Genomic DNA, 1,613 nt, shown 5'->3' with positions numbered 1-1,613 from the left:
TCTGGAGGCAGCAGCTTGAACGCTCTGAACAGCAGCATAATCGGCACCGAACTGTTTACGCGGGGGTGGATCTTCATCCGCGGCGTGCCGGCCATGAAATTCCTGCCGCCGGAAGGGCCGCCGGAAATCGCCTTTGCCGGCCGCTCGAATGTCGGCAAGTCGTCGCTGATCAACGCGCTGGTCAACCAGAAGGGGCTGGCGCGCACCTCCAACACGCCGGGGCGCACGCAGGAGCTCAACTATTTCGTGCCGGACGGATTTTCGGGTGAGGGCGCCGACCTGCCGCCCTTGGCGCTGGTCGACATGCCCGGCTATGGCTATGCCACCGCGCCGAAGGAGAAGGTCGACGAGTGGACCAAGCTGGTCTTCGACTATCTCAAGGGCCGCGTCACGCTGAAGCGCGTCTATGTGCTGATCGACGCCCGCCACGGCATCAAGGCCAAGGACGACGAAGTGCTGTCGCTGCTCGACAAGGCGGCGGTGTCCTACCAGATCGTGCTGACCAAGACCGACAAGATCAAGACTGCCGGCGTGCCGAGGCTGATCGAGGAGACGCTGGCAAAGATCAAGAAGCGGCCGGCGGCGTTCCCGTTCGTACTGGCCACCTCTTCTGAAAAGGCCGAGGGCCTCCAGGAATTGCAGGCGGCCATCGTGCTTGCCGCCAATGGCGGCTAAGCATCCACAGCTTAGAGCATGGCCTACGGCTTGGCCTCGATAGCAATCGTCTGGTGGCCTTCTTCCGCCACAAGCCTTTCGGTGCCGTATGCCTTGAGGAACATGCTGACGCCTGACCTGACGATGCGGTCGATCTCGTCCTGGGTCGGGGCTTTGGTGCGGTAGGCGAAGATGCACTGGCGGAACAGACCGGCCAGGCACAGTTCGGTGAACTGATAGGCGGCAAGATCGACATCGTCGATGCGCAGCAGGTCGCGCTCGATGGCAGCATTGAGAAAGGCCGCGACCTTGTCGTGGCCACGCTTGGGACCGCGCTCGTAAAACCGCGCGCCCATGTCGGGTATCCGGTCGGATGCACCGATCACCGTGCGCTGCGCCTGGATCACCTTGGCCGACGTGATCTTGAGGGCCAGCACCTTGCCGAACTTCACCAGCGTCTCGCGCAGGTTGTCGGCATTGTCCAGCACGTCATACATGTTCTTGAAGATGGTGCCGCGCTCTTCCTCGATCAGCGCTTCGAACAGCTCTTCTTTGTTGGCGAAATAGACGTAGATCGTACCCTTGGAGACACCGGCCTCGCGGGTGATGTCGTTCATCGAGGCGGCTTCGAAGCCCTTGTCGATGAAGACACGACGGGCGCCGTCGATGATCTGGCTGCGCTTGACCGGATCCTGCCCCGCGGCCGGGCGGCCACGACGCAAGCTTTCCAACAGGTCGTCGCACGACTCGTTTTCGACATTGGGCGGGGTCTCGGCCATGAAAGTCACACCTCGAAAATAATTCGAACCAAGCGGTTCGATTGCCCTTGATATGGTCCTGTTTACGCGCTATGTCAACGGCCGGATCGAACCGAACGGTTCAGTATTATATTATAACTTTAGAGAGATGTCATGTCCTCGAACGCGCCGACCACTGCCGAAGTCCGTCCCTTTCCCAAC

Annotated in this window: 2 protein-coding genes; one reads left to right on the top strand and one right to left on the bottom strand. The window is 60.8% G+C overall.

The genetic code is table 11. From position 1 onward, the window contains the following. The first annotated feature begins 15 nt into the window (after positions 1 to 15). Complete coding sequence (gene yihA, locus EN893_RS33055) at positions 16 to 675, top strand: ribosome biogenesis GTP-binding protein YihA/YsxC (RefSeq protein ID WP_024502094.1); 660 nt, start codon at positions 16 to 18, stop codon at positions 673 to 675. Positions 676 to 698: 23 nt separating this feature from the next. Here yihA and EN893_RS33050 read toward each other — a convergent pair whose 3' ends face one another. Further along, positions 699 to 1,433 carry a TetR/AcrR family transcriptional regulator gene (locus EN893_RS33050; RefSeq protein ID WP_027040117.1) on the bottom strand — a complete coding sequence of 245 codons (735 nt, stop codon included), beginning with the start codon at positions 1,431 to 1,433 and terminating at the stop codon, positions 699 to 701. Positions 1,434 to 1,613 lie beyond the last annotated feature (180 nt).

It is taken from the genome of Mesorhizobium sp. M7A.F.Ca.CA.004.04.2.1, from assembly GCF_004022825.1.
Lineage (GTDB): Bacteria > Pseudomonadota > Alphaproteobacteria > Rhizobiales > Rhizobiaceae > Mesorhizobium.
Note: the sequence above shows the minus strand (reverse complement) of the source record. Positions and strands in the feature narration are given on the sequence as shown.